We start from the raw sequence: 8,454 nt of genomic DNA on the forward strand, positions 1-8,454 counted from the left end.
CGATGAGCTGCCCTTCCCGACGACGGCCTCAGCGCCGCGTCGCGCGATGCAGGGCCACCACGCCGCCGGTCAGGTTCCGCCAGCCCACCCGGTCCCACGGCCCCGACTCCACGATCCGCCCCGCCAAGCCGGCCTGGTCGGGCCACGCGCGGATCGACTCGGCGAGATAGACATACGCGTCGGGGTTGCTGGACACGCCCCGCGCCACCACCGGCAGCGACCGCATCAGGTACTGCATGTAGACGGTCCGGAACGCCGGATTCGCCGGCGTGCTGAACTCACACACCACGAGCCGCCCGCCCGGGCGCGTCACCCGGCCGAACTCGCGCAGCGCAGCCGTGGTGTCCACGACGTTACGCAGCGCGAAGGAGATCGTCACCGCGTCGAACGTCGCGTCCGCGAACGGCAGCTTCAACGCGTCACCGGCGAGCAGCGGCACGTCCGGCCGGACCCGCCGGCCCGCCTGCAACATGCCGACCGAGAGATCCGCGCCGACCGCGAACGCGCCGGAGCGGCCCAGCTCGTCGGTGGAGATCCCGGTGCCGGCGCCCACGTCCAGCACCCGCTCGCCCGGCCGCAGCCCCAGCGCCGTGCGGGTGGCCTGACGCCAGCCCCGGTCCTGGCCGAAGGAGAGCACCGTGTTGGTGAGGTCATACCGCCTGGCCACGCCGTCGAACATCTCGGCGACCTCGTGCGGCTGCTTGTCCAGGTCTGCGCGCGTCACGCCACCCATGCTGCCACTGCCTCGGAAAACAGAACGGGCGGGATGGTCACCCATCCCGCCCGTGCCTTGCGCGTTATATATACGACCGCCATCGGTCGGGTCCGACTGCTCGTCACCGACTTCGACCGCCCGGCGACGCATGAGGTTTTGCCAATGCCTTACGCAGGCAACGTAACCAGCGGGAACGAGCCAGTACAGCCAACAGGCGGGCTCGTTACGAAGGAGCAATCAGGCCCTCACCGGTCCGACGACCCCCACCCTGGCCGAACGGTCAGGTCCGACTCACCGAAGGGCTCGGTCCCGGCTCCTCGTCCGCCGCATCCGCAAGATCACTGGTCACCCAGGCGACCAGGAGGAGCATGAGGATGGCGACCAGAACCCCGACCTTGAATAACGATCCGATTGCGGACCACATCGACTTACGCGCCGAGGGCACCGCGGCCTTGGCCTTGGCGTGACCCGCACGGGCACCCTTCATCGACACCCAGGCCTTGGTGAAGAAGAACACCACGATCCCGGTGCCGATTGCGGTCAACAGTGACACGCTGCTGTTGAGCATGCGTGACACTCTGCATCGGCAGACGCACCCACGTCTGTCGATCGTTCGGTCCTACTTGGCGTCCACCAAGGGGAGCTGCGTGCGCTTGGCGCCGCCGCCGGGCAGCGCGATCGACGAGAAGTGCGAGACGACGCGGTCGTCGGTCGGATCGTCAGCGGCCGTGCGGTGCACCGCGAGATGCCGGTACCAGGTGTCACGCCACGCCGGGATCCGGTCCGCCGTGCGGATCATCGAGATGAGTTCCTGCAGGTTGGAGCGGTGTCGGGCGCCGGCCGAGGAGATCACGTTTTCCTCCAGCATGATCGAGCCCAGGTCGTCGACACCCATGTGGAGCGAGAGCTGGCCGATGTCCTTACCGGTGGTCAGCCAGGACGCCTGCAGGTGCGCGACGTTGTCGAAGAACAGCCGGGAGACCGCGATGAACCGCAGATATTCCATCGTGGTGGCCTGGGTGCGGCCCTTGAGGTGGTTGTTCTCCGGCTGGTAGGTCCACGGGATGAACGCGCGGAAGCCGCCGACCTCGTGCGACTCCTCGACCGCGACGTCCCGGTAACCACGGCTCACCGCCAGATCCTGCACCTCGCGGATCATCCGGATGTGCTCGATCCGCTCGGCCGCGGTCTCGCCGGTGCCCATCATCATGGTCGCGGTCGACGACAGACCGTTACGGTGCGCGACCGCCATCACCTCGAGCCAGCGCTCGCCGCTCTCCTTCAGCGGGGCGATCGCCTTGCGCGGCCGCTCCGGCAGCATCTCGGCGCCGGCGCCGGCGATCGAGTCCAGCCCGGCCGCCTTGATCCGGAGCACCGCGTCCTCGATCGAGACGCCGGAGACCTTCGCCATGTGCAGGATCTCGCTCGGGCCGATCGAGTGGATCGCGATCTGCGGGTAGGCGCCCTTGACCGCGGAGAACAACTCCTCGTAGTACTCCACACCGAACTCGGGATGGTGGCCGCCCTGCAACATCACCTGGGTCGCGCCGAGCTCGACCGCCTCGCCGCAGCGACGCAGGATCTCCTCGGTCGGGTGGACCCAGCCCTCGCTGTGCTTCGGCGCCCGGAAGAACGCGCAGAACTTGCAGGCCGTGACGCACACGTTGGTGTAGTTGATGTTGCGGTCGATCAGATACGTGACGATGCCGTCCGGATAGCGCCGGCGCCGGACCGCGTCGGCCGCCTCGCCCAGCGCATGGAACGGGGCCTCCGTATAGAGCAGCAGCGCCTCCTCGGGGGTGATCCGCCCGCCGTCGGCGCCACGCTGCAGGATGCTGTCGATCTCCGGATTCGCCGTCACGTCAGGAAGCGTACGTCCACCACCCGGCGATCGTCAGCGGCCCGGGTCACGGCCGCCCCGGGGTTCGATCAGTGCGGCCAGGCCGTCGAGGACGCGTTCCAGGCCGAAGACGTACGCGTGATCGGGGTCGTAAGCGGTGCCCAGCGCCTCCCCCGCCGCCGCGCCCACCCGCGTCGCCGTCGGATAGGCGTGCGAGTCGAAGACCACCTCGAAGATCGGGCCTCGCTCCTGCCACCACTCCCAGTCGGTCTCGGAGCTGCGGGCGGCCGCGGCCCGCACGTCGGCGGCGGTCCGCGCCGAGGACTGGACGAAACCGATCAGGAAGGTCAGCGCCGAGTCGATCGTGACGTCGTCCAGGCCGCAGCCGTCGAAGGCGCGCAGCTCGTGCTCGTACTTGGCCATCAGACCCGGACCGAGCGGCGGGCGGCCGGCCGGCAGCCCGGCCACCCACGGATGGTCCTCGACCAGCTTCCGGTTCTCGGCGGCGATCGCGGCCAGCCGCTCCCGCCAGGGCCGGTCCGGCCACTCCGTCCGGGGCATGGCCAGGTAGACCCGGTCCAGCATCAGCTCCAGCAGCGTCGCCTTGTCCGGCACGTAGGTGTAGAGCGTCATCGGCACCACGCCCAGCTCGGTCGCGACCCGGCGCATGGAGACCGCGTCCAGCCCCTCGGCGTCGGCGACCGCGATGCCGGTCTCGACGACGCGGGCGACGCTCAGGCCCGGCCGGCGGCCGCGCTTGCGCTCGGCCGCCTCCGGAAACCACAGCAGGTCGATGGTGCGGCGGGCTTCGGCCATGGCTTGGCATTCCTTTCTTGTACGGCGTATTGTGTACGCCGTACAGACAAGCGCTGCCCGGGGAGGCGTCATGCGTGTCACATCGTCCGTCGTCGGACTCACGGTCGAGGATGTCGAGGTCTCCAGCAAGTTTCTCGTGGACCACTTCGGCTATGTCGAGCAGATGGCCGCCGACGGCTTCGCGTCGCTGAGCCGGCCGGATGGTGCCGTCGACATCGCCCTGCACCGGCGCGGTCTCGAGGTCCTGCCGCCCGAGCTGCGTGACGTCGTCGTCGGCGGCACGATCGTCGCCTTCGTGGTCGACGACCTCGACGCCGAGCAGGAGCGCTTGCGCGCGGAGGGAGTCGAGCCGTCCCTGCCGATCCGGGAGGAGCCGTGGGGCGAGCGCCTGCTGCTCGTCACCGACCCCAATGGGGTCGTTTACGAGCTGGCGGAGTGGGCTGACCCACCGTCCGGCCGATAATCTCGACGGACTGCTCAGGGGGTTGAGGAAGTGCTCGTCTTTCACGGCGGCTGGGTGCCCGGATCCGGGCGGCCCGGTCGGTTGCTGCTCTGGGCCGAAGAGCCCGCCACTCAGGAGTCCTCGGCGTCCCGGTCGAAGGTCCGGCCCCACCCGTTCGCCGCCGGCATCGAGGCGCTGACCGCTGCTCTCGACCTGCCCGCCGGGGTGCTCGCCGGGGTCTCCTCGATCCAACTGCCGGGCACGTCGCGTGGCCCGCTGCCCTCCCCCGAGACCGGGATCGAGACCACCTCGCCGCGCGGCGTCAAGCTCACACCCTGGACCGTCCCCACCCTCACGGTCCCCGGCGAGTCCGCGATGGCTCTGCTGGCCGCGCTGGGCGAGCCCGACCCGGCCGCGGCCTGGGTGCCCGGCGCCTCCCTGCGCTACCTGTGTTTCCTCGCCGGCTGGGCGTGTGACCTGGCCCAGCACGGCCGCATGCTCCCTCAGCTGGTGATCGAGGAGGGCGTGCCGGCCGCGCGCTGGCGTTCCGTCCTCACCGGCGCCGACCTGGCGACCTATCGTGACTTCGCGGCCGGCATGCCCCCGGTGGTCCGCTCCCTCAGCGCTCCCGCACCCGCCGGCCGATCGACCCGCCCTGGTGCGGCTTCCGCCGGTGGTCAGGACGAGCCCGGCACCGGGCGCGTCCTGCGAGATGCGCTGGAGACCCTGCTCGACGGCGCCGCCCGGGCGATCCTGCCGGAGAAGATCCTCGGCGGCCACCGCGCGGGGCGCAAAGCACCGCTGCCCGACCGCTGGGTCACCGCGCTGACCGATGCCGACCCCACCCTGCCCGAGGCGCCCGCCGACGAGTTACGTGAGCTGCGCAAGGCGCTGGACGACTGGATGCGTGCGGCCCAGGCGGCGAATGCCCCGATCCGGGTCAGCTTCCGGCTGTTCGAGCCGGAGCCGGGTGAGGACGAGTGGGACCTGGAGTTCGCCCTGCAGTCCGCCGAGGATTCCGGGATCTACCTTCCGGCCGCCCTGGTCTGGGAAGGCGAACGCTTCCCGGGCCTGCCGCGCCGGCCCGACGAGGCGCTGCTCGCCGGTCTGGGCCGGGCGGTCCGGCTGTTCCCGGCGCTGCACGAGGCGCTGCGCGAGCAGCAGCCGGCCGCGATGACGCTGAGCACCGCCGAGGCCTACGAATTCCTGCGTCAGGTCGCGCCCCTGCTGCAGGCAGCCGGGTTCGGGGTGCAACTACCGGCCTGGGCCGGGCGCAAGGGCGTCGGTCTCAAGCTGACCACCCGGTCACGGTCCAAGGCCGGCTCCTCCCGAGCAGCGGCGGAGTCCGGATTCGGCCTGTCCGAGATCGTCGACTTCCGGATCGACCTGGTGATCGGCGACGGTGTCGTCAGCCCCGAGGAGCTGGCCGAGCTGGCTCGGCTCAAGGTGCCGCTGGTCCGGGTCCGCGGCCAGTGGGTCGAGCTCGACGACCGGCAGCTCAAGGCCGCGCTGAAGGCGGTCAGCCAGCGGCGCGAGGGCGAGCTCACCGCGGGCGAGGTGCTGCAGCAGGTGGTCGAGGGGGGTGAGGAGGACCTGCCCCTCGTCGAGGTCGACGCGGACGGCACGCTCGGTGACCTGCTCTCCGGCCAGGCCTCGGAACGCCTCGACCCGATGCGGACTCCACCCGGGTTCCAGGGCACACTCCGGCCCTATCAGGAGCGCGGCCTCTCCTGGCTGCACTTCCTCGGCCGGCTCGGGCTCGGCGGGATCCTCGCCGACGACATGGGCCTGGGCAAGACGGCGCAGACGATTTCACTGCTGCTCACCGAGCGCACCGGCGTCACCCCGGACGAGGTTCCGCCGACACTGCTGATCTGCCCGATGTCCTTGATCACCAACTGGAAGAAGGAGGCGGCCCGGTTCGCGCCGTCCCTGCACGTCTACGTGCATCACGGCAGCACCCGGCAACGCGGCGTCGACTTCCTCGCCGCGGTGGCCGAGGCCGACCTGGTCCTGACGACCTACGGCACCGCGTTCCGGGATCTGGAGGCGCTGCGCGAGATCGGCTGGAGCCGTGTGGTGTGCGACGAGGCCCAGGCGATCAAGAACAGCGGGACGCGCCAGGCCCAGGCGGTCCGGGCCATCCCCGCGCGCACCCGGCTGGCGCTCACCGGCACCCCGGTGGAGAACCATCTGGCCGAGCTGTGGTCCATCATGGATTTCTGCAACCCCGGCCTGCTGGGCCCGGCCAAACGGTTCCGCCGCCGCTTTCAGGAGCCGATCGAGGTCCGGCAGGACGAGGACGCGACCGCCGCGCTGAAACGAGCCACCGGTCCGTTCGTGCTGCGACGCCTCAAGACCGACAAGACCATCATCTCCGACCTCCCGGAGAAGAACGAGATGAAGGTGTGGTGCACGCTCACCCCCGAGCAGGCCACCCTCTACCAGGCCGTGGTCGAGGACATGATGGCCGAGATCGAGGGCAGCGAGGGCATCCAGCGGCGGGGCAACGTGCTGGCCGCCATGATGAAGCTCAAACAGGTCTGCAACCACCCGGCGCACCTGCTCAAGGACGGTTCACGGCTGCCCGACCGGTCCGGCAAGCTGGCCCGGCTCGAGGAGCTGGCCGACGAGATCGTCGAGGACGGCGACAAGGCCCTGGTCTTCACGCAGTATGCGGAGTGGGGTTCCCTGCTCCAGCCCTACCTGGCGGCCCACCTCGACCGTCCGGTGCTGTGGCTGCACGGCGGGCTCAGCAAGTCGCGCCGGGACGAACTGGTCGAGCGGTTCCAGACCTCGGACGAGCCGATGCTCTTCCTGCTCTCGCTGAAAGCGGCCGGCACCGGCCTCAACCTGACCGCGGCGAACCACGTCGTCCACTTCGACCGGTGGTGGAACCCGGCGGTCGAGGATCAGGCCACCGACCGCGCGTTCCGCATCGGGCAGTCACGCAACGTGCAGGTTCGCAAGTTCATCTGCACCGGCACGCTGGAGGAGAAGATCGACGCGATGATCGAGCGCAAGAAAGCGCTGGCCTCCGCGGTCGTCGGCACCGGCGAGGAGTGGATTACCGACCTCAGCACCGACCAGCTGCGCGAGTTGTTCGCGCTCGACCCGGCGGCGGTGGGCTGAGATGCCGTTCGACCAGCTCGGCCATTACTACGAGGCCACGCGCGCAATCGAGGTGGACGGCGGGCTCGCGGTCCGGTCGAAGCGCGGCAAAATCGGCGAGCAGTGGTGGTCCCGACGGTTCGTCGACGTGCTCGAGGGCGTCTGCGACGCGGGGCGGCTCGCGCGCGGCCGGGCCTACGCGCGCAAGGGCCAGGTGATCGACTTCGCGCTCAGCCCCGGGCAGGTGGTGGCCCGGGTGCAGGGGTCGCGGCCTACGCCGTACCAGGTGACGATCCGCATCGCGGCGTTCGACGACACCCAGTGGGAGGAGATCACCGAGGCGCTGGGCTCGCAGGCTCTGTACCGGGCCGCGCTGCTGGCCGGCGAGATGCCCCGAGAAATCGTCGACCTGTTCACCGACCTGGGCCTGCCTCTCTTCCCGTCGGAGCTGAACATCGACTGTTCCTGCCCCGACTGGGGAGTTCCGTGCAAACACGGCTCCGCCGCGCTGTATGTCCTGGCCGAAGCCTTCGACGACGACCCGTTCCTGGTTCTGGCCTGGCGCGGCCGTGCGCGCGAGCCCTTGCTCGACGCCCTCCGGGGCACCGCCGACCCGGGCGAAGCCTTCGACCCGCTGGCGGTCCCCGAAGAACCACTGACCGACCGCCTCGCCGACTACTACTCCCCGGCGGTAAGCCTAGGCCGCCTACGAGAACGCCCCGGCCGCGGCGGAACCCCTCCTGAGCTGCTGTTACGCGCCCTGGACCCGCCACCCGTCAAGGTCCGCCACATCCCGCTGATCGACCTGCTGCGCCCGGTCTACCGCGACCTGGCCGCCGACCCCGAGGAGTAACCACAGCCCAGCCGCCCGGCCCTTGGCATGCACGTGTCCCACGCCGGCCCTCACGCCAACGCCGTCACACCCTCGACCTCGGTCACACCCTCGACCTCGGTCTCACACCGCGACCGCGGCCTCACATCCTCGACCTTGGCCTCACATCTCCGACCTTGGCCCCGCCCTCGCCTTGACTTCCTTGCACCCGCGCCTCGCACCCACGCCTCGCATCACACAGCGTCACGTCACATTTCGCCCAGCTTCGCCCTCACACCGCGGCGCACAGCCTTGCCTGCCCGTCCCGCCTATACCCCTGGCTCGCCCGCCATGCCACGCCATCACTCGGCTCGGGGACAGGACGGCGCAGGACGGCGCAGGACAGCGCAGGACGGGGCAGCGCAGGACGGGACAGCCCGGTGCAGGACAGCGCAGGAGGGGATAGCGCGGCGCGAACGGCGTGGAACGACGTGGAACGACGTGGAACGACGCGAATGTCACGGCCCGCCACGGGCGGCACGGCGCGGGCGGGGCGGCTGCGCCCGATCACCGCGGTTGCTGGGGCTGCGGCTGGGTAGGCCGATGCCGCCCGGCGGCGCTGAGCCGATGCCGCCCGGCGGCGCTGAGCCGATGCCGCCCGGCGGCGCTGAGCCGATGCCGCCCGGCGGCGCTGAGCCGATGCCGCCCGGCGGCGCTGA

General features: G+C 70.6%; 7 protein-coding genes. 3 read left to right on the plus strand and 4 right to left on the minus strand.

All coding sequences use genetic code 11. The annotated features are described in order from the left end of the window. Window positions 1-28: 28 nt before the first annotated feature. The 4 genes from ACH442_RS35550 to ACH442_RS35565 all read right to left on the minus strand — a co-directional run bounded on the left by ACH442_RS35550 (window position 29) and on the right by ACH442_RS35565 (window position 3,371). Window positions 29-724, minus strand: a complete 696-nt coding sequence (locus tag ACH442_RS35550) for a demethylmenaquinone methyltransferase (RefSeq protein WP_396342454.1) — start codon at window positions 722-724, stop codon at window positions 29-31. A 271-nt stretch (window positions 725-995) separates the two neighbouring features. Beyond that, the gene (locus ACH442_RS35555; protein ID WP_396342455.1) at window positions 996-1,283 is read right to left on the minus strand and encodes a hypothetical protein; all 288 of its coding nucleotides are present in this window, start codon (window positions 1,281-1,283) and stop codon (window positions 996-998) included. 51 nt (window positions 1,284-1,334) lie between these two features. Beyond that, window positions 1,335-2,576, minus strand: a complete 1,242-nt coding sequence (gene mqnC, locus ACH442_RS35560) for a cyclic dehypoxanthinyl futalosine synthase (protein WP_396342456.1) — start codon at window positions 2,574-2,576, stop codon at window positions 1,335-1,337. Between the two features lie 33 nt (window positions 2,577-2,609). After that, a complete protein-coding gene (locus ACH442_RS35565; protein WP_396342457.1) occupies window positions 2,610-3,371 on the minus strand; it encodes a TetR/AcrR family transcriptional regulator C-terminal domain-containing protein in 762 nt (253 codons plus the stop codon). Window positions 3,372-3,441: 70 nt separating this feature from the next. Here ACH442_RS35565 and ACH442_RS35570 point away from each other — a divergent pair, with 70 nt between their 5' ends. Genes ACH442_RS35570 through ACH442_RS35580 form a run of 3 tightly spaced genes read left to right on the plus strand, consistent with a single transcriptional unit; the run spans window position 3,442 to window position 7,777 of the window. Continuing rightward, window positions 3,442-3,834 (plus strand): VOC family protein, encoded by a 393-nt coding sequence (locus ACH442_RS35570; protein ID WP_396342458.1) that lies wholly within the window; start codon window positions 3,442-3,444, stop codon window positions 3,832-3,834. Between the two features lie 30 nt (window positions 3,835-3,864). Continuing rightward, window positions 3,865-6,945 (plus strand): DEAD/DEAH box helicase, encoded by a 3,081-nt coding sequence (locus ACH442_RS35575; protein WP_396342459.1) that lies wholly within the window; start codon window positions 3,865-3,867, stop codon window positions 6,943-6,945. A gap of 1 nt (window position 6,946) precedes the next feature. Then, entirely contained in the window at window positions 6,947-7,777 is an 831-nt protein-coding gene (locus ACH442_RS35580) for an SWIM zinc finger family protein (protein WP_396342460.1), read from the plus strand. Window positions 7,778-8,454: the final 677 nt, after the last annotated feature.

It is taken from the genome of Actinoplanes sp. NPDC020271 (genome assembly GCF_044388125.1).
Taxonomy (GTDB): Bacteria; Actinomycetota; Actinomycetes; order Mycobacteriales; family Micromonosporaceae; genus Actinoplanes.

Bases quoted from the DNA above. Each gene is read 5' to 3' on its own strand.
- ACH442_RS35555 (WP_396342455.1), bottom strand. From the start codon at position 1,283: ATGCTCAACAGCAGCGTGTCACTGTTGACCGCAATCGGCACCGGGATC.
- ACH442_RS35565 (WP_396342457.1), bottom strand. From the start codon at position 3,371: ATGGCCGAAGCCCGCCGCACCATCGACCTGCTGTGGTTTCCGGAGGCG.
- ACH442_RS35570 (WP_396342458.1), top strand. From the start codon at position 3,442: ATGCGTGTCACATCGTCCGTCGTCGGACTCACGGTCGAGGATGTCGAG.
- ACH442_RS35580 (WP_396342460.1), top strand. From the start codon at position 6,947: ATGCCGTTCGACCAGCTCGGCCATTACTACGAGGCCACGCGCGCAATC.